Source organism: Streptomyces chartreusis (assembly GCF_008704715.1).
Classification (GTDB): domain Bacteria; phylum Actinomycetota; class Actinomycetes; order Streptomycetales; family Streptomycetaceae; genus Streptomyces; species Streptomyces chartreusis.
Genome location: NZ_CP023689.1, coordinates 2810244 through 2832364 on the forward strand (window position 1 = coordinate 2810244; position 22121 = coordinate 2832364).

At 70.8% G+C, this 22121-nt stretch carries 19 protein-coding genes and 1 pseudogene; 12 read left to right on the top strand and 8 right to left on the bottom strand.

Annotated elements, in window-relative coordinates; translation table 11 throughout:
- Nucleotides 1–244 precede the first annotated feature (244 nt).
- The 8 genes from CP983_RS11675 (at nucleotide 245) to CP983_RS11705 (ending at nucleotide 7362) form a co-directional block, all read left to right on the top strand.
- Nucleotides 245–1021 carry an amino acid ABC transporter ATP-binding protein gene (locus tag CP983_RS11675; protein ID WP_107907444.1) on the top strand — a complete coding sequence of 259 codons (777 nt, stop codon included), beginning with the start codon at nucleotides 245–247 and terminating at the stop codon, nucleotides 1019–1021.
- Nucleotides 1022–1162: 141 nt separating this feature from the next.
- Entirely contained in the window at nucleotides 1163–2005 is an 843-nt protein-coding gene (locus CP983_RS11680) for a glutamate ABC transporter substrate-binding protein (RefSeq protein ID WP_167537686.1), read from the top strand.
- Nucleotides 2006–2101: 96 nt separating this feature from the next.
- Complete coding sequence (locus tag CP983_RS11685) at nucleotides 2102–2776, top strand: amino acid ABC transporter permease (protein WP_125528945.1); 675 nt, start codon at nucleotides 2102–2104, stop codon at nucleotides 2774–2776.
- Nucleotides 2773–3705: an amino acid ABC transporter permease gene (locus CP983_RS11690; RefSeq protein WP_150499554.1), complete on the top strand. Its 933-nt coding sequence runs from the start codon at nucleotides 2773–2775 to the stop codon at nucleotides 3703–3705. Before CP983_RS11685 ends, CP983_RS11690 begins: the two co-directional genes overlap by 4 nt.
- Nucleotides 3706–3882: 177 nt before the next feature.
- Complete coding sequence (locus CP983_RS11695) at nucleotides 3883–5529, top strand: FAD-dependent monooxygenase (RefSeq protein ID WP_150499555.1); 1647 nt, start codon at nucleotides 3883–3885, stop codon at nucleotides 5527–5529.
- Between the two features lie 499 nt (nucleotides 5530–6028).
- On the top strand, nucleotides 6029–6100 hold the full coding sequence (locus CP983_RS45070; RefSeq protein ID WP_309544753.1) for a putative leader peptide: 72 nt from the start codon (nucleotides 6029–6031) through the stop codon (nucleotides 6098–6100).
- Nucleotides 6101–6190: 90 nt separating this feature from the next.
- A complete protein-coding gene (locus tag CP983_RS11700) occupies nucleotides 6191–6787 on the top strand; it encodes a cupin domain-containing protein (protein WP_150499556.1) in 597 nt (198 codons plus the stop codon).
- 125 nt (nucleotides 6788–6912) lie between these two features.
- Nucleotides 6913–7362, top strand: a complete 450-nt coding sequence (locus tag CP983_RS11705; protein WP_150506557.1) for a rhodanese-like domain-containing protein — start codon at nucleotides 6913–6915, stop codon at nucleotides 7360–7362.
- A 217-nt stretch (nucleotides 7363–7579) separates the two neighbouring features.
- Here CP983_RS11705 and recX read toward each other — a convergent pair whose 3' ends face one another.
- From recX to CP983_RS11720, 3 genes are all read right to left on the bottom strand, one after another.
- Nucleotides 7580–8512, bottom strand: a complete 933-nt coding sequence (gene recX, locus CP983_RS11710; protein WP_125529498.1) for a recombination regulator RecX — start codon at nucleotides 8510–8512, stop codon at nucleotides 7580–7582.
- A gap of 3 nt (nucleotides 8513–8515) precedes the next feature.
- Nucleotides 8516–9643, bottom strand: a complete 1128-nt coding sequence (gene recA / locus CP983_RS11715) for a recombinase RecA (protein WP_093747493.1) — start codon at nucleotides 9641–9643, stop codon at nucleotides 8516–8518.
- Nucleotides 9644–9948: 305 nt separating this feature from the next.
- On the bottom strand, nucleotides 9949–10470 hold the full coding sequence (locus tag CP983_RS11720) for a GNAT family N-acetyltransferase (RefSeq protein WP_150499557.1): 522 nt from the start codon (nucleotides 10468–10470) through the stop codon (nucleotides 9949–9951).
- On the opposite strand from CP983_RS11720, the gene CP983_RS11725 reads away from it, so the two are divergent.
- Entirely contained in the window at nucleotides 10469–11059 is a 591-nt protein-coding gene (locus CP983_RS11725) for a helix-turn-helix domain-containing protein (protein ID WP_150499558.1), read from the top strand. The genes CP983_RS11720 and CP983_RS11725 overlap by 2 nt on opposite strands.
- Nucleotides 11056–12216, top strand: a complete 1161-nt coding sequence (locus tag CP983_RS11730) for an MFS transporter (protein WP_150499559.1) — start codon at nucleotides 11056–11058, stop codon at nucleotides 12214–12216. Before CP983_RS11725 ends, CP983_RS11730 begins: the two co-directional genes overlap by 4 nt.
- An 86-nt stretch (nucleotides 12217–12302) precedes the next feature.
- Here the strand turns inward: CP983_RS11730 and CP983_RS11735 are convergent, their stop codons facing one another.
- Nucleotides 12303–13586 carry an AI-2E family transporter gene (locus tag CP983_RS11735; RefSeq protein WP_150499560.1) on the bottom strand — a complete coding sequence of 428 codons (1284 nt, stop codon included), beginning with the start codon at nucleotides 13584–13586 and terminating at the stop codon, nucleotides 12303–12305.
- Between the two features lie 60 nt (nucleotides 13587–13646).
- Nucleotides 13647–13841, bottom strand: coding sequence for a DUF3046 domain-containing protein (locus CP983_RS11740; RefSeq protein WP_030946683.1), 195 nt, complete (start codon nucleotides 13839–13841; stop codon nucleotides 13647–13649).
- An 80-nt stretch (nucleotides 13842–13921) separates the two neighbouring features.
- Between CP983_RS11740 and CP983_RS11745 the strand changes: the two genes are divergently transcribed.
- Nucleotides 13922–14866 carry a hypothetical protein gene (locus CP983_RS11745; protein WP_150499561.1) on the top strand — a complete coding sequence of 315 codons (945 nt, stop codon included), beginning with the start codon at nucleotides 13922–13924 and terminating at the stop codon, nucleotides 14864–14866.
- 6 nt (nucleotides 14867–14872) lie between these two features.
- Here the strand turns inward: CP983_RS11745 and CP983_RS11750 are convergent, their stop codons facing one another.
- The 3 genes and pseudogenes from CP983_RS11750 to CP983_RS11760 all read right to left on the bottom strand — a co-directional run.
- On the bottom strand, nucleotides 14873–15181 hold the full coding sequence (locus CP983_RS11750; protein WP_150499562.1) for an AzlD domain-containing protein: 309 nt from the start codon (nucleotides 15179–15181) through the stop codon (nucleotides 14873–14875).
- Nucleotides 15178–15900: an AzlC family ABC transporter permease gene (locus CP983_RS11755; protein WP_150499563.1), complete on the bottom strand. Its 723-nt coding sequence runs from the start codon at nucleotides 15898–15900 to the stop codon at nucleotides 15178–15180. Before CP983_RS11755 ends, CP983_RS11750 begins: the two co-directional genes overlap by 4 nt.
- Before the next feature lie 31 nt (nucleotides 15901–15931).
- A pseudogene (locus CP983_RS11760) lies at nucleotides 15932–16759 on the bottom strand (AraC family transcriptional regulator); the annotation flags it as partial.
- A gap of 306 nt (nucleotides 16760–17065) precedes the next feature.
- Between CP983_RS11760 and CP983_RS11765 the strand changes: the two are divergent.
- Entirely contained in the window at nucleotides 17066–22060 is a 4995-nt protein-coding gene (locus CP983_RS11765; protein ID WP_150499565.1) for an ATP-dependent helicase, read from the top strand.
- The last annotated feature ends 61 nt before the right edge of the window (nucleotides 22061–22121 follow it).

The window sequence follows — 22121 nt, forward strand, 5'->3', positions numbered from 1 at the left end:
ACAGTGTGTGCGCACGCGCGCGTGCACCATGAGAGTCACGCTGATGGACGAGGACGCCGTCAAGAGGGTTCCGGTTGCGGGCGGCTTCCGTTATCCAGCCGGTACGCGCGCAGGTCGCAAGTGCTACGACATGTGTCCGATTGCTATCGGATCGTGATGCTCAGATTCCCCTCAGAACTGATGACGCAGGTCGGCAACGGTTATTACTGTCCTCCGAAACCGAGGAGGACGGAGCCTGAGAGCGATGACCGATGTATCGGTGGCCAAGGAAGATGTGGCCGCGACCGGCGACCTGGTCGTCCTGAAGAACGTCAACAAGCACTTCGGCGCGTTGCACGTGCTGCAGGACATCGATCTGACGATCGCCCGCGGTGAGGTGGTCGTGGTCATCGGCCCCTCCGGGTCCGGGAAGTCCACCCTGTGCCGCACCATCAACCGCCTCGAGACGATCGACTCCGGCGCGATCGCCATCGACGGCAAGCCGCTGCCCGCAGAAGGCAAGGAGCTGGCCCGGCTGCGTGCCGACGTCGGGATGGTCTTCCAGTCCTTCAACCTCTTCGCGCACAAGACCGTGCTCGAGAACGTGATGCTGGGGCAGATCAAGGTCCGCAAGACGGACAAGAAGAAGGCCGAGGAGAAGGCCCGGGCGCTGTTGGACCGCGTGGGTGTGGGTACCCAGGCGGACAAGTATCCCGCACAGCTCTCCGGTGGTCAGCAGCAGCGTGTGGCCATTGCCCGGGCTCTGGCCATGGACCCCAAGGTCATGCTCTTCGACGAGCCCACGTCGGCGCTCGACCCGGAGATGATCAATGAGGTCCTGGAGGTCATGCAGCAACTCGCTCGCGACGGCATGACCATGATCGTCGTCACCCACGAGATGGGCTTCGCCCGCTCGGCCGCCAACCGGGTGGTCTTCATGGCGGACGGCAAGATCGTCGAGGAAGCCGTACCCGACCAGTTCTTCAGCAATCCGCGCAGCGACCGCGCGAAGGACTTCCTGTCCAAGATCCTTCACCACTGAGGATCCCGCACCACTGACGGAGTGCGCACCCGCTCCACGGACTGCGTCACCACTGACGGACTGCGTCTCGCAGCCGACGACCTGCGTCACCCCGCCGCTCCTGGCGGCACGCATCTCTTCTCCACACAAAGGATGTTCACCATGAAGCTCCGCAAGGTCTCCGCCGCGGCTGCCGCCGCCCTCGTCCTCTCCATCACCGCCACGGCCTGTGGCGGCGACGGCGACAGCGACAGCGGGTCGGGTTCCGGTGGTGGCGACAAGATCAAGATCGGCATCAAGTACGACCAGCCCGGTCTCGGCCTGAAGGAGCCCGACGGCTCCTTCTCCGGCTTCGACGTCGACGTCGCCACGTACGTGGCCAAGGAGCTCGGCTACGAGCCCGACCAGATCGAGTTCGTCGAGACGAAGAGCGCCGACCGTGAGAACGCGCTCGCCCGTGGCGACGTGAAGCTCATCGCCGCGACGTACTCGATCACCGACGAGCGCAAGGAGAAGGTCGACTTCGCCGGCCCGTACCTGCTGGCCCACCAGGACCTGCTGGTCAAGAGCGACTCGGACATCACCGAGGCCACGGACCTGAACGGCAAGAAGCTGTGTTCGGTGACGGGCTCCACCTCGGCGCAGAACGTCAAGAACGACTTCGCCCCGAAGGCCAACCTGACGGAGCGTGGTGGCTACTCGGAGTGCATCGCCGCGCTGCAGAGCGGCGCTGTGGACGCCCTGACCACGGACGACTCGATCCTCGCCGGCTACGCCGCGCAGGAGCAGTACAAGGGCAAGTTCAAGCTCGCCGGCCTCAAGCTGAGCAACGAGAACTACGGCATCGGTGTGAAGAAGGGCGACACCGAGACCGTGAACAAGGTCAACGCCGCCCTCGAGAAGATGGTCAGCTCGAAGGCCTGGGACAAGGCGGTCGCCGACAACTTCGGTCCGGCCGACTACAAGAACGAGCCCGCGCCGAAGATCGGCAACATCGTCCAGTAGCGCAAGGGTCCACCGGCGCGCCGCCGTCCACCGCGATCAGGGCGGCGGCGCGCCGCGCTATCCACGTACGCCACCCACCCGGAAGCGCGGGAGATCGTGTTCGATTTTCTTTCTGACTACAACGACCCGACCCTGTTGGGTGCCTTCTGGATGACGGTGAAGCTCACGTTCTTCTCCGCCATCGGTTCCATGATCCTTGGCACTCTCCTGGCGGCGATGCGGGTCAGCCCGGTCCCGCTCATGCGCGGGTTCGGCACGGCCTATGTGAACATCGTCCGGAACATCCCCCTGACGGTCATCATCATCTTCACCTCGCTCGGTCTCGCCGACATCTTCGGTGTGACGATGGGCGCCTCCGACTTCGGCGTCCGGGGCTTCCGCCTGGCGATCCTCGGTTTCGTCGCCTACACCGCGGCCTTCGTCTGCGAGGCGATCCGCTCCGGCATCAACACCGTGCCGATGGGCCAGGCCGAGGCGGCCCGCGCCATCGGACTGACCTTCAGTCAGACCCTCCGGCTGATCATCCTGCCGCAGGCTCTCCGCTCGGTCATCGGTCCGCTGGCCAACGTGTTGATCGCCCTGACGAAGAACACCACCGTGGCGGCCGCGATCGGCGTGGCCGAGGCCGCCTACCTGATGAAGACAATGATCGAGAACGAGGCTGAGACGGTGCTCATCGGCGCGGTCTTCGCCTTCGGTTTCGTGGTGCTGACCCTGCCCACCGGCCTCTTCCTCGGCTGGCTGAGCAAGCGACTGGCGGTGAAGCGATGAGTTCCGTTCTCTACGACTCCCCGGGCCCCCGCGCCAAGCGGCGCAATGTGGTCATCTCGGTGGTCTTCTTCGCGCTGCTCGCCCTGCTCGCATGGTTCGTCTGGGACACCCTGGACGAGAAGGGCCAGTTGGAATGGGCCCTGTGGAAGCCGTTCACCCAGTCGCAGGCCTGGACGACCTATCTGCTGCCGGGTCTGGCCGACACGCTGAAGGCCGCGGCCCTGGCCATGGTGATAGCTCTTCCCTTGGGCGCGTTCTTCGGTATCGCACGCATGTCCGACCACCGCTGGGTTCGGCTTCCGGCCGCCTGGGTCGTCGAGTTCTTCCGGGCGATCCCGGTCCTGCTGCTGATGCTGTTCGCCAACGAGTTCTACAACCGGTGGACGGACGTCAGCAGTGAGCAGCGGCCTCTGTACGCGGTCGTCACCGGTCTCGTTCTCTACAACGCGTCCGTCCTCGCCGAGGTCGTACGGGCCGGCATCCTCTCCCTGCCCAAGGGGCAGTCGGAAGCCGCCATGGCGATCGGCCTGCGCAAGGGCCAGACGATGCGGACCATCCTGCTGCCGCAGGCCGTCACCGCGATGCTGCCGGCCATCGTCAGCCAGCTCGTGGTCATCGTGAAGGACACCGCGCTGGGCGGCGTGATGATCGGGTTCACCGAGCTGCTCAACGCGCGCCAGACCCTGGCGGCCTTCTACGCCAACGTCATCCCCAGCTTCATCGTGGTGGCGATCATCTACATCGTCCTCAACTTCATCCTCACCAGCTTCGCGAGCTGGCTGGAGAAGCGGCTGCGGCGCAGCAAGCGGGGCACGGGTGCCGTGCTCAGCGCCGAGGACATGGAGGAGCTGAACCCGGCGGCGGTGGGTGGCAGCTTCGGGACCGGCGGCGAGGGCGGCGGCCTCCCAGGCAGTAGGACCTACACCTGACGTACAGTCAAGCAGCATGAGCGACACGGAGGGCAGTGGCATGATCGCCACTGCCCTCCGTCACTTGACGCAAGCACCGGCAATGGGTTGCATACGTTCTGTGATCGTGCACCCTGCTCCAACTTTCTGTTCACTCGCGTTCCTGGGGACACCGCTGCGGGCAGGGGGCGCCGCGCCGTGGACCCGGTGATCATCGTCGGAGCGGGGCCCGTCGGGCTCACGCTCGCCCTGGCACTGGCCCGCCAGGAAGTCCCCTGCGTCGTCCTCGACGAGGGCCCCGGCAAGGACGAACCCCGTCTCGCACGCTCCGTCGTGCTGCGCGAGGACACCACCGCCCTCATCGAACGTCTGACCGGTGTGCCGCTCGGCGAGGCCGGGACCCACTGGGCCGGATGGCGGTCGGTACGGCGCAAGCAGGTGATGCGCGAGGTCACGTTCGACGACGCCGCCGAAGACCCCGAGAACCTCGGCGCCCCGAACCCCGCTCCCCTGCACATCGCCCAGCACGTCCTGACCGGCGCCCTGCGTGCGGCACTCGCCGGCGAGCCGCTCGTCAAGATCGCCGTGGAGAGCCGCCTGGACGCCATAGAGCAGGAGACCTCGGGCGTCACGGTCCACACCCGCGGCCCGAAGGGCACCTGGTGGCGCGGCAGTTATGTGGTCGGCTGCGACGGTCCGCGCTCCACCGTCCGCAAGCTCATGGACATCCGCTTCCCCGGCCGTACGGCGGTCGAACGACACGCCGTGGCCGCGCTGCGCGTGGAACTTCCGTGGGAGGGCCAGGCGTTGCTCCATCGGATGCCGCCGTGGCGGACGTCCGGAGCCTCGGGCGGGGAGGTCACCGGACGACCGCTCCCGGAGGGGGTGTGGCGCCTGGACTGGCTGCTGCCACCGGGCAAGGACCTGGTCACACCCGAGCTGCTCGTGGGGCACGTCCGCGAGACGCTGGCCGGCTGGTCCGAGGGACCGGCACCGTCGTACGAGCTCCTCGACACCGGGGTTCACACGGTCCACCACCGCCTGGCGCGCCGCTGGCGCGTGGGCCGCGTCTTCATCGCCGGGGACGCGGCGCACTGCCTCGGCGCACTCGGCACGCACGGCCTCGACGAGGGCCTGCGCGACGCCGACAACCTCGCCTGGAAGCTGGCGCCGGCCTGGCACCAGGGGCCTCGCGAGGGGCTGCTCGACAGCTACCAGACCGAGCGGCGCGCGGTCGTCGCCGCCCGGTTGCGCGCCGCCGACCAAGCGCTGCCGTTGCTGCGCACGGGCAGCGGGCTGCGCTCGTACGTCCGCGGCTCCGCCCGGGGCCTGGACGCCCTTCTGACGGACGGCCACCTGGGGCAGGGAGCGATCGGTTCGCCCGGCACGTACGCCGAGTCGCCGCTCGCGCCCAAGGAACTGGAGGGCGAGGTCCCGGTGGACACGCCGCGCGGTGCGCCGGTCGCGGACGTACGGGTCACCGCGGAGGACGGTTCCTTCGTCCAGTTGCGGGATCGGCTCGGGCGCGGCGCCATGCTGGTCCTGCTGATCGCGCCGGGCACGGGCGTTTGGGAGCGCAAGCACTGGGCGACCGCCGGGATCATGCCCCGGCTCGCGGCCGCGGTGACGGCACTGCCGTATCCGGCCGAGCTGCTCGTCGCCGAGAGCTATCCGGGCGCGGCCGCACACACGGTCCTGCTGGTACGGCCCGACGGTCATCTGGTGACGGCACTGAGCGGCGTACGGCCCGCGGACCTGTACACGGCGGCCGAGACGGCACTGGGCGGACCGGCCAAGGCGAGCGCGGAAGAGGAGGAGGCGAGCGCGAAGGCGGGCTCGCGCTGAGTCCGGTCATCGCCCCGGGGTCCGACCGTCAGGGGCTGCTTGGCCGAGGGCCTGCCCGTCCGACGCCTGCCCGTCCGACACCTGCCCGCCCGACGCCTGCCCGTCCAAGCCTCGTCCGCCCGACGCCTGCCCGTCCAAGCCTCGTCCGCCCGACGCCTGCCCGTCCAAGCCTCGTCCGCCCGACGCCTGCCCGTCCAAGCTTCGTCCGCCCGACGCCTGCCCGTCCTGAGGGCTGCCACCCACGACCCCATCGTCGCCCCGATGCTGCTTCCAGCGACCCCGTCGTCGCCCCGGCGCTGCCTCCCGCAGCCCAGCGATCGCAGAGAGCCGCCCACCACCCGCCGGGCGGAATCGGAGGGCATCCGGGCAGGAGGTGATCACCCCCAGCACCGATCACGCCCGAAAGCAGCACTCACCGTCACTGTGCGGTCCGCATAGTGACAGTGAGTTGACCGGCCCCCACCGGCGTGGTGTACTCCGGATCGTGACCGACACCTGTGTGCGCCTGTGGCGGAGGGTCCATATGGACCTCGTCCGCTATGCGGGCTGCGTGTGTCGCCCGTCCTGCTGAATTCGCATCCCCCTTCTTCTTCCCGCACGTACCGCGCCCTCCGCCGGTGCCGTAGCGGGCTCTTCGCGAACTCTCATCAGGACGGTGCCCGTGTCTGTCTCTCCCGCCGCCGTCGGCGCTTCCAAGCCGGTTGCCACGCCGAACTCCGCTTCGGATCCCGCTCCCCACTCCACCCCGGCCTCTGCCCCGCACTCCTCCCCTACGCAGGCGGAACTCCTCGACTTCGTACGCCGCACAGCCTCCGACGCCGAGCTCATCGCCTCACTCACGCTCGACCCCGAGGGCCGTACCTGGGTACGGCTCGAAGGCCCCGGCGGCAGCGAGGCGTGGCTGATCGGCTGGCCGCCCGGCACCGGCACCGGCTGGCACGACCACTCCGACTCGGTCGGGGCCTTCGTGACGGCGGCCGGTGAGCTCAAGGAGCACTCCCTCGCCGTCCGCCTGCCGGCCGACGGCTGGAAGACCCTGGAGCTGGCGGACGACGTGGACCGCTCACGCCGTCTGCCGGCGGGCAAAAGCCGCTCCTTCGGCCGCCACCACGTGCACGAGGTCCTCAACGAGTCCACCGACCTGCACGCGATCTCCGTCCACGCCTACTACCCGCCCCTGCCACAGATGCGCCGCTTCAGCCGCAGCGGACCGATCCTGCGCCTGGAGCAGGTGGAACGTCCGGAGGACTGGCAGTGAGCGTGGCGGGAGGCGAGTCTGTGGTGCATGGTGTCGGCGAACGGCCCGTTGGCGGGCCGGAGTTGAGGGGCAGCGACGTGAGCGATGGGGGCGAGCAGCAGGCCGTCGGGAGCTTCCGATCGCCGGTGGGCGGCAACAGCACGGCTGAACCGCCGGTCGGCATCGACGAGTTCCTGGAGCGGGTACGCGCCGGCTACGAGCGGATCAAGCCCCAGGAGGCATACGAAGCCTTCCAGGGCGGCGAGGCTCTGCTGGTCGACATCCGGTACGCGGCCCTGCGCGAACGGGACGGCCTCATCCCCGGTGCCCTGGTCGTCGAGCGCAACGAACTGGAGTGGCGGCTCGACCCTCAGGGCAGCCATCGCGCCCCCGAGGCAACCAGCCATGACGTGCGGGTCGTGGTGATCTGCAACGAGGGATACGCGTCCAGCCTGGCAGTCGAGTCGCTACGGCGGCTGGGGCTGCGCCGGGCCACCGATCTGGTCGGCGGATTCCAGGCCTGGCGGGCTGAGGGCCTGCCGGTGACGACGGAGGTGGGCCCGCCTCCACCGCCCCGTGCCGTGCACTCCCCGTGATCAACGGCTCAGCCCGAAGCGCGCTGACCACCAACCACTGACCAGTGACCACCAACCACTGGCCACCGACCGGTCACCGCCCCGACAGGCGCGGCTACACACCCACACACGCCGATCCCGGCCCGGAACGCGATGGGCGCCCCCGCGCGTCCACAGTGCTCCGGGCCGGGATCCCGCGGCTCGGTCGGTCTGTCAGTGGGCGGGCGGGGAGCGACGCTCAGAAACCCTCGTCTCCCAGGAACTCCGTGTCCTCGCCCTCTTCCTCCAGTGCCTGCCGCACCACCCGCAGGGCCATGCCCTCGGGGTAGCCCTTGCGGGCGAGCATGCCCGCGAGGCGGCGCAGGCGTTTGTCGCGGTCGAGGCCCCGCGTGGAGCGGAGCTTGCGGTCCACGAGTTCGCGGGCGGTCGCCTCTTCCTGCTCGGAGTCGAGCTGGGAGACGGCCGCGTCGATCAGTGTGGAGTCGACGCCCTTGGTGCGCAGTTCCTGGGCGAGCGCGCGCCGCGCCAGCCCTCGGCCGTGGTGCCGGGACTCCACCCAGGCGTCCGCGAACGCACTGTCGTTGATGAGGCCGACTTCCTCGAACCTCGACAGCACCTCCTCGGCGACGTCGTCCGGGATCTCCCGCTTGCGCAGGGCGTCCGCGAGTTGCTTCCGCGTGCGCGGGGTCCCGGTGAGCAGGCGCAGACAGATCGCCCGCGCCCGCTCCACCGGGTCCGCTGGGGGCATCCTCTCCTCGGCCCTCGACGAGGAAGAGGCACCTCCGTCCTCACCGGACGACTCCGTACGACCGCGTCGACGACGCCCCCGTGAGCCGTCCGAGCCCCGAGTCCCACTGCGGCCACGACGCGAGCCGCCACCGGAGGCACCGGCGCTGTACGCCGGGCCCGACTCGTCGCCGTAATCGCCGTATCCCCCGTGAGAACCACCCGCGCCGTCCGAGTCACCCGTACCGTACGCATCGCCAGTGCCGTGAGAGCCACTCGCGCCGTACGGCGGCGTGCCGTCATTCCCCCCGTCCGCGTCATGGACCGTGTCTCCTCCGGCGGTGTGTCCGCCCATGCCGGAGGAGCCCTCGTCGCCGCCTCTCCCCCGCCCCCGCGGAGTGTCCGGATAGGCGGTGTACTCGGCCCAGTCGGTTCGCCGTGTCACGGATCAGCTCTTGGCGGTCGCGGCCTTGGTCTTGGCTGCCTTGGTCGCAGCCGGTGCCGGCACCGTCTTCGCGGCGTCGTCCGGGGTGGCGGAGACCGCGGCGTCCGCGCCCGGCTCGGCGGCCGGCTCCTCGGGCCGAACCCCGACACCCAGCTTCTCCTTGATCTTCTTCTCGATCTCGTTGGCCAGGTCGGGGTTGTCCTTCAGGAAGTTGCGCGCGTTCTCCTTGCCCTGGCCGAGCTGGTCGCCCTCGTACGTGTACCAGGCGCCGGCCTTGCGCACGAACCCGTGCTCCACGCCCATGTCGATCAGGCCGCCCTCGCGGCTGATGCCGTGGCCGTAGAGGATGTCGAACTCGGCCTGCTTGAAGGGCGGCGCGACCTTGTTCTTGACGACCTTGCAGCGAGTGCGGTTGCCGACCGCGTCAGTGCCGTCCTTCAGGGTCTCGATGCGACGGATGTCGATACGGACCGAGGCGTAGAACTTCAGCGCCCGGCCACCGGTCGTGGTCTCCGGGGAGCCGAACATCACGCCGATCTTCTCGCGGAGCTGGTTGATGAAGATCGCGGTGGTCTTGGACTGGTTGAGCGCACTGGTGATCTTCCGCAGCGCCTGGCTCATCAGACGGGCCTGGAGACCGACGTGGCTGTCACCCATCTCGCCCTCGATCTCCGCGCGCGGGACGAGCGCGGCGACGGAGTCGATGACGATGAGGTCGAGGGCGCCGGAGCGGACGAGCATGTCCACGATCTCCAGGGCCTGCTCGCCGTTGTCGGGCTGGGAGAGGATCAGGTTGTCGATGTCGACGCCGAGCTTCTTCGCGTACTCGGGGTCGAGGGCGTGCTCGGCGTCCACGAAGGCGACCTGGCCGCCGGCCTTCTGCGCGTTCGCCACCGCGTGCAGGGTCAGGGTCGTCTTACCGGAGGACTCCGGGCCGTAGACCTCCACCACACGGCCGCGCGGCAGACCGCCGACGCCGAGGGCTACGTCGAGCGCGGTCGACCCGGTGGGGATGACCTCGATGGGCTCATTCGGCCGCTCGCCCATGCGCATGACCGCGCCCTTGCCGAATTGCCGTTCAATCTGTGCGAGTGCGGCATCCAGGGCCTTCTCGCGGTCGGTTCCTGCCATGGGTTCCACCCGGTTTGCTTGAGTCGATCGCTTCACGTCAAAGACGCTAACGCCTGCCACTGACAATGCGCCCCGACGCCCGTCCGGCCTGTGGATAACTCGGGCACTTCTCCGTCGAAACCATGGCGAAATGCCTGCCGAGCGCCTCGCCGGCACTTCCATGAGAATGGATGTTCGATTTTCGTGTCAAGCGCACCACGCGACACCTGTGGACACACGCCCGCGACCGGCGCCACACGCACCACGACCGGACCCGGGCACGCCTCGACGGGCCCGCCAACTCCCGCTCGATACCGCCCTCGGCCTCAGCTCAACGCCAGCCTCATGAGCGTCAGATCGAGCCACCGGCCGAACTTCGTGCCCACCTCCGGGATTACGCCGACGCACTGGAACCCGAATCGCTCGTGCAGCCGGATCGACGAGGCGTTCTCCGACTCGATGCCGGCGATGACGACATGGTGGCCCGCCTCGCGCGCGGCGGTGATGAGCGCGGCAAGGAGCGCGGAGCCGATGCCGAGTCCGTGCCGGCCTTCGCGGACGTAGACCGAGTCCTCCACCGTGTGGCGATAGCCCTCTAGCTCCCGCCACGGCCCGTAGACCGCGAACCCGGCCACCTCGCCATCCACCTCGGCCACGAAGGCCGAGCCGCGCTCCAGGTGGGCGGCCAGCCAGGTCACGGCCTCGGCCGGGGACTGCGGCGTCTGCGTCCACAGGGCCGTCGAGTGCTCGATCGCGTGGTTGCGGATCGCACGGATGACCTCCACGTCGCCGGAGTCGGCCGGCCGCACTGTCACGACCGCCCGCTCTCTCTCGTATATTGGATTCATGTCCAACATAGTAGATCCTCTGGTGGGGCAGATCGCATCCCGCATCCGCACCGAACGGGAGCGGCGCCGCTGGACGCTGGCCCAGCTCGCGGACGCCTCCGGTGTCTCGCAGGCCATGATCAGCAGGATCGAGCGCGGCGAGAGCAGCCCCACCGCCGTCGTCCTCGGCAAGCTGTCGGCCGCCTTCCAGCTCAGCGTGTCCTCCCTGCTCGCCCTCGCAGAAGGAGCGCACGACGAGACGGACGGGCTCGGGGAGGTGCGCCGCCGGGCCGAGGCGGCCGAGTGGCGCGACCCCGCCACCGGCTACCGGCGCCGCCAGATCACCAGCCCCCACTTCCCCGCCGAGATCGCCGAGATCCGCCTGCCCGCCGGCGCCCGCGTCCCGTATCCGGCGGCGGCGTTCGCCTTCGTCCGGCAGGTCGTCTGGGTCCTCGACGGCCGTCTGACCTTCCACGACGGCGACACGGTCCACGAACTCGACGCGGGCGACACCATCGAGCTCGGGGAGCCCAGCGACCGCGTCTTCGCCAACACCACCGACACCGCGTGCCGTTACGCCGTCGTCCTCACCCGCGGCACCCAGCCGTGAGCCACGCCCTGCCCCGGGGCGGCACGTTCCTGCTCGCCTGCATAGCCGGTACGGCGATCGCGAACAACTACGCCATCCAGCCCGCGCTCACCGCCGTGGCCGCCGACCTGGACGTCCCCACCCCGGTGATCGGCCTCGTCCCCACGGCCGCACTGGTCGGCTGCATGTTCGGCTTCGCCTTCCTGCTGCCCCTCACCGACCACCTCGCCCCGGGCCGCCTGGTCACGGCGCAGCTCGGCACGCTGGCCGCCGCCCTGGTCCTCGCCGCGGCAGCGACCGGCCCGGTACCGCTGCTGGCCGCCTACCTGCTCATCGGCGCCTCCGCCAGCGTCGCCGCGCAGGCCGGCAACATCGCGGGTCGCCACGCCCCGCCCGGGCGCCGTGGGACGGGCGTTGCCACCGTGGCAGCCGGCATGTCGGCCGGCATCCTGCTCAGCCGTCTCGCGGGAGGGGCGCTCGCGGACATCGTCGGTTGGCGCCGGATGCTCCTCGTCTTCGCCGCCATCGCCCTGCTCGGCGCGATCGCCGCTCTCACCCTCCTGCCGAGGCAACGGCCCCGGCCGGACCGCAGCTACCGTGCCACCCTCGCCTCGCTTCCCCCGCTCCTGCGCCACCACCCGCAACTGCGCCGAGCCGTGGCCACCGGTGGCCTGTGGTACTTCGCCTTCAACCTCATATGGGTCGCCCTCGCCCTCACGCTGGCCCGGCCGCCGCACGCCCTGGACCCCACCGCGATCGGCCTGTACAGCCTGGCCGGGCTCCTCGGTTTCGCCGCGCTCCCCGTCACCGGGCGCCTCACCGACCGCTACACGCCCCGGACCGTGATCACCGCCTGCATGCTGACCGCCGCCGTGGGCACGGCCCTGCTCGCCACGGGCCTGGACAGCCCACCGGCCACGGCCCTCGGGCTCGCCCTGTTCGACGCCGGCTGCTTCGCCGCGCAGGCCGCCAACCAGAGCCGCGTCATCGCCCTCGATCCCCATCGTTCGGGCAGCCTCAGCAGCGTCTATCTGGTGCTCTACTTCACCATCGGCGCCATCGGCACGGCCCTCGCCGCACCACTGCTCGACTCGGTCGGCTGGCAGGGCACGGCACTCACGGCCATCACGGCGCTCCTCCTGGCCGCCGCCTTGGGACGCGCGCCCTCTGCCTCATAACTCGGACAACGCTCTATAAAGCTCGACGCTGCATGACTCGGACGACGCTTCCCCGCGTCACGCGCGGCAAGCCCACCCAGCCAAGGTCAATCCGCCCCGTCCCCCGACCCTCCTGATCCCCCGTCCCCCTCCGGGGGCTTCTTGCCGGGCTGTTCCGGCGGACGTATCCAGAACTCACGCGCGCGTGCGAACAACCCCTGCCCCCGCTCCCGGTGCCCGTGCACGCGGGGGTCGTCGGTGACGTCGTAGCGCTTCACGTACGCCCCCAGGAACGCCTGCAACGTGGCGACGGCCGGGATGGCGATCAGCGCGCCCACCGCACCCAGGAGCGCCGTGCCGGCGATGACCGAGCCGAAGGCGACCGCGGGGTGGATGTCGACGGTCTTGGCGGTCAGCTTCGGCTGAAGGACGTAGTTCTCGAACTGCTGGTAGACCACGACGAAGATCAGCACCCACAGCGCATACCAGGGATCGACCGTGAACGCGATCAGCATGGGCAGGGCGCCCGCGAGATACGTGCCGATGGTGGGGATGAACTGCGACACCAGACCGACCCACACCGCGAGCACGGGTGCGTACGGCACATCCAGGATCTCCAGCAGGATGTAGTGGGCGATGCCGGAGATGAGCGCCATCAGACCGCGCGAGTACAGATAGCCGCCGGTCTTGATGACAGCGATCTCCCAGGCACGCAGCACCTCGGCCTGCCGGGCGGGCGGCAGTACGGAGCACAGTGCGCGGCGCAGGCGGGGGCCGTCGGCGGCGAAGTAGAACGAGAACAGCGTGATCGTCAGCAGTTGGAACAGACCGCCGAGTACCTGGGCGGACACGTCCAGGACGCCGGTGGCGCTGTTCTGCACGTAGTTGCGCAGCCAGTCGGACTTGAGCAGGCCCTCCTGGACGTCGACGCGGCGCAGTTCGGTGTGGAAGTGCGCGTTGATCCAGTTGATGACGGAGTCGAGGTAGTTCGGGAAGTCCTCGACGATCTTGATGATCTGGCCCGCGAGCATGGACCCGAGCAGGGTCACGAATCCGGCCGACACGATGATCACGGCGAAGAACACAAGAGCGGTGGCCAGTCCCCGGCGCAGACCGCGCGAGGCCATCCAGCTCACCGCGGGCTCGATGGCGAGGGCCAGGAAGAACGCGATGAGGATGTTGACCAGCAACCCGGTGAGCTGGTGAAAGGCCCAGCTGCCCAGCTGGAACACGCCTACGAGCGCCAGCGCGAGCACCAGGGCGCGCGGCAGCCAGCGCGGCATACGGCCGTTCGCCCCGGCATCGCCCCCGACCGGAGGCGGATCGGGCGGCGTCGTGCCGAACGGGGACCCGTGCCGGGCGATCTCCCCGGTCTCGTCAGTGCGTGCCACGGAGCAAGTCTCGCCCACGCCACCGACAATCGGCCCCGGTCCGCCGATCTTCGTTACCGGTCAGCGCTTCTCCCCCGGAACGTTCATCACGGCACACACCACACGCCACACGTCCTTGGCCTCCCAGCCGGACTCCAGCGCCTCGTGCACCGTGCGTCCGCCGAGCTCCGCCATCACGTGATCGCGCGCGAAGGTGTCGGCGTACCCCGAACCGAAGTGCTCCGCCATCCGCTGCCAGAAGACCGTCAACCGCATGCCTCCAGTATCCCGCCCCTGGGGGTGGGCCTGAGCCGGGACCGCTTGCCGAGACCGCTTTCCGCCCTACGGTCTGACGCATGCCCGAACCCGGAGCTTCCGTACTCCCACCGACGCCCCCGGCGCACTCTCCGCTCTTCCGAGCCGAGCAGTTCGTCTGGCTCACCGCGCGCGTGCTGGAACAGCGCCTCTTCGCGTACCACTTCCTGAACGGCGCCGCCGACCCGGTGGAGACCGCCCTGGACGCCTACCGCAACGAGGACGGCGGGTACGGCCACGCGCTGGAGCCGGATCTGCGCGGCCCGGTCAGCCAGCCGCTGCACGTCGGTCACGCCCTCCACGTCCTGGACGCCGTCGAGCGCTGCGGCGGGCAGCGCGTGGACCGCGTGTGCCGGTATCTGACGTCGGTCTCCACGCCGGACGGTGCCCTGCCGGCGGTCCACACCGGCCAGCGCGGCTACCCGACGGCCCCGTTCATCCCGGTCGTGGAAGACCCGCCCAGCTCGCTCCTGGCGACCGGTCCGGTGGTCGGTCTGCTGCACCGCAACGAGGTCTGGCACGCCTGGCTGTTCCGGGCGACGGACTTCTGCTGGCAGGCGGTGGAGTCCTTGGAGAAGTCGCATCCGTACGAGATCGAGGCCGCCGTGGCCTTCCTGGACTCCGCTCCCGACCGCCCGCGCGCGGAGGCGGCCGCGGACCGACTGGGCCGCCTGGTGCGCGATCAGCGCCTCGCGGTACTGGAGCCGGACAACCTCGACTCGTACGCCGTCCCGACCGGCTACGCCCAGGGCGAGCACCACTTCCCGCACGACTACGCGCGGACGCCGCGCTCGCTCGCGCGCGCGTGGTTCACCGACGACGAGATGAGCCGCTCCCTCGACCACCTCGCCGGCGAGCAGCAGGAGGACGGCGGCTGGCCCGTCCGCTGGCGCCAGTGGACACCGGGCATCCTGTTGGAGGCCCGCCCCATGGTGACGATCCAGGCGCTGCGCACCCTCAGGGCGTACGGCCGCCACATCGGCTGACCGGCCTCAGCCACTCAGCGCCCGCACCCCGGCGGTCACCACCACGGCAGCTCCGACGACGAGCAGGAAGGGCGCTCTCAGGACGAGCGCCACGGCGGCGGCCGCGACCCCTGCCGCCCTCGCGTCCAGCACCAGCGCCTGCCCGTCGCCGAACGTCTGCTGGGCCGTGAGGGCGGCGAGCAGGGCGACGGGCAACAGGGCGGCAAGACGCCGTACGAGAGGCTTCTCCAGGGCGCCCGCCGGCACCAGGAGCCCTATGAGTTTGACGGCGTAGCAGCCGACGACGGTGGCGCCGATGGCGATCCAGGTGTTCACCGCGCCTCCCCGCCCAGACGCCGTCCCTGCGCCCACAGCACGACCGGCGCGGCGAGCGCGGCCACGAGTACGGGCACCCCAGCCGGCAGCACGGGCAGCAGCCCGAGCCCCAGAACCACCGCCAGCCCGGCGACGGCCCGCTCGGTGCCGGTCGTCAGCATGGGGGCGAGCAGCGCGAGGAACACGGCGGGCCCGGCGGCGTCGAGCCCCCAGGCGGCGGTGTCACCGATGGCCTCGGCCCCCAGTGCGCCCAGCAGCGTCGTGAGATTCCACAGCACGTAAAGGCTCAGCCCGGTCACCACGAACCCGATCCGCGCACTGCGCCGAGTGGGCTGCGCCAGTGCGACGACCGTCGTCTCGTCGATCACCCACTGCGCGGCGAACGGCCGCACCGCGCGCGTGAGGCGCAGCACCTGGGACAGCCGCAGCCCGTAGAAGGCGTTGCGCACGCCCAGGAAGAAGGCCCCGGCAGCCGCGGTGAACGGACTGCCACCGGCCGCGATCGCCCCGACGAGCGCGAACTGCGACGCCCCCGTGAACACCAGCAGGCTGAGCACACAGGTCTGCAGGAGCGTGAGCCCACTGCCCGCCGACGTCACCCCGAAAGCGAACCCGGACAGCCCGACGGCGACCCCGACGCCCAGGGCGTCCCGTACGACGGCGGCATCGGGCTTCTCCGGGCCGACGTGAAGATCTGTGAGAGCGTTCTGTTCTTGCACGCCCTCGACGCTAGGCAACCCGCTACCGCAGGTCTTGTACGTTCTTGCGCTCCCGCTGATAGGCCCCCGGCGGCACGCCGATGATCCGGGCGAAGTGCCGATTCAGATGCGGCTGATCGGTGAACCCCACGACGAGCGCCGCCTCCGCCGGCGACACCCCTGCATCCAGCAGCCTCCGGGCCCGCCGCACCCGCGCATCGGTCAGCCAGGTGTGCGGCGGCATCCCGTACACATCCCGAAAGGCCCGCAGCAGGGCGAACGGACTCGTATCAAGGTCGGCAGCCAGCTGCTCCAGACTCGGCGGCTCGGCCATCCGCCCTTCCAGCACCTCACGCGCGCGTACGGCGACGAGACCACCCGCAGTCCGCACCTCCCGCTGCGGCATCGCCCCACCGTTCAACCGGAGCAACCGCGTAACGGCCACCCGCAACAAGGTGTCCGCCGCCAGCGCATTCCCCTCGTCAGCGGCCCGCAGCACCTGATGAACCAGCCTCACCGCATAAGGATCATCAAGCACAGGCCGCACAAACCCGGGCGTACCCCGCACAGAAGTGGTCTCGGCAGCGATCTCAGCCACAAGCTCGGGCGACGGATACACGGCCCCGTACTGCCACCCCTCAGGCACCCCGGCCCGCCCGGTATGCGGCGTATCAGGATTGACCAACGCCAGCGCACCGGCCGCCGCGTACTGATCGGCCCCCCGATGATGAAAGACCTCCACACCCTCAGCGATCGCAGCGATCACAAAGTGCTCATGGGTATGCCGCACAAAGGTCTTCTCGATATACCGGGCCCGAAGCAGATCGACACCGGGCAACGCGGCATACCGCCAGTGCCGCGCCCGCTCCCGAGAACCCATACCCCCATTCTCCGCGAACGGTCAGGACACGCCGTCAGTGGCTTCCCCACAGCGCGGCACCCGCGTACGGCGGTGAGGGGACGTGCCGGGGGGTGTCCGCCCGCAGCGGCGGGCGTCAACGCCGAGCACCCTCCTGAGAGAGGGCAACCGCCCGACCGAGGACGGACACCCCCGGCACGTCCCCGACCCACCCCCCCCCACCCCCAGGCGCTACCCGCACCCCCACCGAACCCGCACAGGCCGCCGCAGGCACCACCATTCCCCCAGCTCAGCCCGATTGTCAGACCCCGGGTGCAGGATGGACGCATGGTCAGCAACCCACACCGAGCCTTGACCGGCTTCTCCCCCGCAACCCGCGGCTGGTTCACGGGCGCCTTCTCCGCGCCCACCCCAGCCCAGGCAGGCGCGTGGCAAGCCATCAACGAGGGCTCGGACGTGCTGGTCGTAGCCCCCACCGGCTCGGGCAAAACCCTCGCGGCCTTCCTCGCCGCCCTGGACCAGCTGGCCTCCACACCCCCACCGGCCGACCCCAAGAAACGCTGCCGGGTCCTCTACGTCTCCCCCCTCAAGGCCCTCGCCGTCGACGTGGAGCGCAACCTCCGCAGCCCCCTGACCGGCATCCGCCAGGAATCCGTCCGCCTGGGCCTCCCCGAACCCGAGGTGAAGGCCGGCATCCGCTCCGGCGACACCCCCGCCGCAGAGCGCCGAGCCCTGGCGACCCGCCCCCCGGACATCCTCATCACGACCCCCGAGTCCTTGTTCCTGATGCTGACGTCGGCCACCCGCGACGCCCTGACCGGCATCGAGACGGTGATCCTGGACGAGGTCCACGCGGTGGCGGGCACCAAGCGCGGCGCCCACCTGGCCCTCACCCTGGAGCGCCTGGACGAACTCCTCCCGAAGCCGGCCCGCCGCATCGGCCTCTCCGCGACGGTCCGCCCGGTCGACGAGATCGCCCGCTACCTCTCCCCCCACCGCAAGGTGGAGATCGTCCAGCCGAAGTCGGGCAAGGAGTTCGACCTCTCGGTCGTCGTCCCCGTCGAGGACCTCGGCGAACTGGGCGGCTCCCCGGTGGCAGACGGCTCCGAAGGCGCGGAGCGTCCCTCGATCTGGCCGCACGTCGAGGAGCGCATCACCGACCTCGTCCAGTCCCACCGCTCCACGATCGTCTTCGCCAACTCCCGCCGCCTCGCGGAACGCCTCTGCAACCGCCTCAACGAGATCGCCTACGAGCGCGCCACCGGCGAAACCCTGGACGAACACCACGCCCCGGCGGAACTCATGGGCGGCTCAGGAGGAGCCCAGGGCGCACCCCCGGTCATCGCCCGAGCCCACCACGGCTCCGTCTCCAAGGAGCAGCGCGCCCTCGTAGAAGAGGATCTCAAGGCCGGCCGCCTCCCCGCCGTCGTAGCCACCTCCAGCCTCGAACTCGGCATCGACATGGGCGCGGTGGACCTTGTGGTCCAGGTCGAATCACCCCCTTCCGTGGCCTCCGGCCTCCAGCGCGTGGGCCGCGCGGGCCACCAGGTCGGCGCCGTCTCCACCGGCGTGGTGTTCCCGAAGTACCGCGGCGACCTGGTCCAGGCGGCAGTGGTCACCGAGCGCATGCGCACGGGCGCCATCGAGTCCCTCAGGGTTCCCGCCAACCCTCTCGACGTCCTCGCCCAGCAGATCGTCGCGATGACGGCGATGGACACGTGGCAGTTCGACGACCTCCTCGCCACCGTCCGCCGGGCAGCGCCCTTCGCGTCCCTCCCGGAGTCCGCCTTCACCGCGGTCCTCGACATGCTCGCCGGCCGCTACCCGTCCGACGCCTTCGCGGAACTGCGCCCGCGCGTGGTCTGGGACCGGGTCGCCGGCACGATCACCGGCCGCCCAGGCGCCCAGCGCCTCGCCGTCACCTCCGGCGGCACCATCCCCGACCGCGGCCTCTTCGGTGTGTTCCTCGCCGGCTCGGACCCCAAGAAGGGCGGCGGCCGGGTCGGTGAGCTCGACGAGGAGATGGTCTACGAGTCCCGCGTCGGCGACGTCTTCACGCTCGGCACCAGTTCCTGGCGCATCGAGGACATCACCCGCGACCGCGTCCTGGTCTCCCCGGCACCGGGCGTACCGGGCCGCCTGCCGTTCTGGAAGGGCGACCAGCTGGGCCGCCCGCTGGAACTGGGCCGCGCGGTAGGTGCGTTCCTGCGCGAGGTCGGCTCGCTGTCCAAGGACGACGCCCGCCTGCGCCTGGTCACGGCGGGCCTGGACGCGTGGGCGGCCGACAACGTCCTGTCGTACCTGGACGAGCAGCGCGAGGCGTGCGGTCACGTCCCGGACGACCGCACGATCGTCGTCGAGCGCTTCCGGGACGAGCTCGGCGACTGGCGCGTCGTCGTGCACTCCCCCTTCGGCGCCCAGGTGCACGCCCCCTGGGCCTTGGCGCTGGGCGCGAAGCTCTCCGAGCGGTACGGCATGGACGCGCAGGTCATGCACGCCGACGACGGCATCGTGCTGCGCCTGCCGGACGCCGACCTGATGGGCCTGGACCTGCTGGACCAGGAGCCGCGCAAGGCCGGCACGGAGTACGACGCCGACCAGGCGCCCGTCGGCGCGGCGGACGTCGTCTTCGACAAGGGCGACGTCGACCAGATGGTCACCGATCAGGTCGGCGGCTCGGCGCTGTTCGCCTCCCGGTTCCGCGAGTGCGCCGCTCGCGCGCTGCTGCTGCCGCGCCGCAACCCCGGCAAGCGCACCCCGCTGTGGCAGCAGCGCCAGCGCGCGGCCCAACTGCTCCAGGTGGCGAGCGAGTTCGGCTCCTTCCCGATCGTCCTGGAAGCGGTCCGCGAGTGCCTCCAGGACGTCTTCGACGTGCCCGGGCTCGTGGAGCTGATGGGCGACCTGGAGTCCCGCAAGGTGCGCCTCGTCGAGGTCACCACCCCCGAGCCGTCCCCCTTCGCCCGCTCCCTCCTCTTCGGGTACGTCGCGCAGTTCCTGTACGAGGGCGACTCCCCGCTCGCCGAGCGCCGCGCGGCCGCCCTGTCGCTGGACTCGCGGCTGCTTGCGGAGCTGCTCGGCCAGGCGGAGCTGCGTGAGCTGCTGGATGCCGAGGTGCTGACCGAGCTGGAGCGCGAGCTCCAGTGGCTCACCGAGGACCGCCGCGTGAAGGACGCCGAGGGCGTCGCGGACCTCCTGCGCCTGCTCGGCCCGCTCACCGACGCCGAGTTGGCCGAGCGGGGCGCCGAGCCGCACTGGGCCCAGGAGCTGGCCGGCGCCCGCCGCGCCATCAAGGTCCGTGTCGCCGGCACCGACCACTGGGCGGCGATCGAGGACGCGGGCCGCCTGCGCGACGCGCTCGGTACGGCTCTGCCCGTCGGCGTCCCCGAAGCCTTCACCGAGCCGGTCAAGGATCCGCTCGGCGATCTCCTCGCCCGCTATGCCCGCACCCACGGCCCCTTCACCTCGGCCACGGCGGCGGCCCGCTTCGGCCTGGGCGTGGCGATCACCGACGGCGCCCTACAGCGGCTGGCGGCCGGCGGGCGCGTCGTACAGGGCGAGTTCCACCCCGCCGGCATCGGCCAGGAGTGGTGCGACGCGACGGTCCTGCGCCGACTGCGCCGCCGTTCCCTCGCCGCGCTGCGGCACGAACTGGAGCCGGTGCCGCCGGCCGCGCTCGCACAGTTCCTGCCGCAGTGGCAGCACATCGGCAAAGGCCACGGTCTGCGCGGCATCGACGGACTCGTCCGCGCCATCGAACAGTTGCAGGGCGCGTCCGTGCCCGCGTCCGCCCTGGAGAAGCTCGTCCTGCCGTCACGCGTCGCCGGCTACAACCCCGCGATGCTCGACGAGCTCACCTCGGCCGGCGAGGTCGTCTGGGCCGGAGCTGGCTCGCTCCCCGGGAAGGACGGCTGGGTCTCCCTCTATATGGCGGACGCGGCTCCACTGCTCCTGCCGCAGCCCCACCCCCCGGAGCTGACGGCACTGCACCAGTCCGTCCTGGACACCCTCTCCGGCGGCTACGGCCTGTTCTTCCGCCAGATCGCCGACCAGATCCGAGCGACCACCCACCCCGACGCCACCGATCCCCAACTCGCCGACGCCCTCTGGGAGCTGGCCTGGTCGGGCCGTCTGACCAACGACACCCTTGCCCCCATGCGTGCCCTGCTGGGTTCGGGCCGCACTGCGGGCTCCACGGCCCACCGCGCCAAGCGCACGATTCCCCGGGGCCGCTACGGCTCCCTCACGTCCGCCGCCCGCCCCGCGTCCCGCACCGGCCCGCCGACGGTCGCCGGCCGCTGGTCCGTGCTCCCGGCACACGAACCCGACCCCACGGTCCGTGCACACGCCCTCGCCCGCACCCTCCTCGACCGGCACGGCGTGGTGACCCGGGGAGCGGTCGGCGCGGAAGGCGTGGAGGGAGGCTTCTCGGCGACGTACCGCATCCTGTCCGTCTTCGAGGAGAGCGGCCAGGCCCGCCGCGGCTATGTGGTGGAGGGACTCGGCGCGGCCCAGTTCGCGATGGACGGCGCGGTGGACCGCCTCCGCGCGGTCTCCAACGCCCGCGACCGAGGCGACGACCTGCCGGGCCCGGCCGCTCCCGGCCCCTTCGGCCCAACTCCTCCGTACGGCACAGGGAATCCCGACGCCGACGGGGCCGGCACATCGGCGTACGACAACCCGGATGGCGCCCCCACGTCCGACAACCCCGACGGCTCTCCCGCCTACGAAAACCCCGACGGCACCCCCGCCTACGACATCCCCGACCTCGACCACGACTTCCTGGACGCCCACCTCGGACCGAGCGAATGGGTCTCGCCCCGCGACCTCGCCCCCGAGGCCGGCCGACGTACCCCGCAGGGGCCGGCCGGGCACAACGGCGGAAACCAGTACGGTCCCGGCACCGCCTCCCGCCGCACCCGGCCCACCCCTGACACCCGGGCCGTCGTACTCGCCGCCGCCGACCCGGCGAACGCCTACGGCGCCGCACTCGGCTGGCCCGAGCCCCCCACCGGCGCCGGGCACAAGCCAGGCCGCAAGGCGGGCTCCCTGGTGGTCCTCGTCGACGGGGAGCTGACCCTCTACATGGAGCGCGGCGGCAAGACCCTGCTGGCCTGGCCGTCGGCCCCGGACACCGAACCCACCGACGACCCCCGTCTGCACACGGCGGCGGAGGCCCTCGCCTCGGCCGCCCGCGCGGGCTCCCTCGGCACGGTCACCGTGGAACGGGTGAACGGCGCCTCGGCACTGACGTCCCCCATGGGCACCCTCCTGGAAGGAGCGGGGTTCATCGCAACGCCCAGAGGCCTGCGCCTACGCGCCTGACGCCGGAGACATGGCACCCAGCCCTGACCAGCCCACCCTGACCGTCCCCCCATGCCACCCT